Source organism: Tautonia sp. JC769 (assembly GCF_040717455.1).
In the GTDB taxonomy this organism is placed as follows: Bacteria; Planctomycetota; Planctomycetia; order Isosphaerales; family Isosphaeraceae; genus Tautonia.
In genome coordinates this window covers 1-394 of the sequence record NZ_JBFEFH010000079.1, presented here as the reverse complement: position 1 = coordinate 394, position 394 = coordinate 1, and the positions used below count along the sequence as shown (strand labels likewise).

Annotated in this window: 1 pseudogene; it reads left to right on the top strand. The window is 82.2% G+C overall.

The window, feature by feature from the left end:
• Positions 1-394, top strand: a pseudogene (locus AB1L88_RS26955) (hypothetical protein); the annotation flags it as partial.

Genomic DNA, 394 nt, shown 5'->3' with positions numbered 1-394 from the left:
CCGGCATCGCCCCCCTGCCCGCCCGGGCCGACGACCCGCCCGCGCCCGCCGACCCCGCCGCCGCCCGGGCCGCCCTCCGCTCGGCGATCGCCGCGCAGGTCGCCCGGCTCGACACCCTCCGCGCCGCGGCCTGGGAGGCGGTCGAGGGCCCCGAGTCCCACGCCCTGCTGGCCCGCGCGTCGGCCGCCGACACCTCGGCCGAGGGCCAGCTGCGTCACCGCTACGCCCGCGACGCCGACCGCTCGTGCAACGCCTCGGTCCGGCTGTACCTGAACCTGCGCGACCGCCGCCGCCGCGAGCTGCTGGCGATCGCCCGCGAGGCCCGCCAGAACGACACGCCCCGCGCCCCGGTCGGGCTCGGCTGGTGGCGCGAGGCCGACAGCGCCCCCGCCCC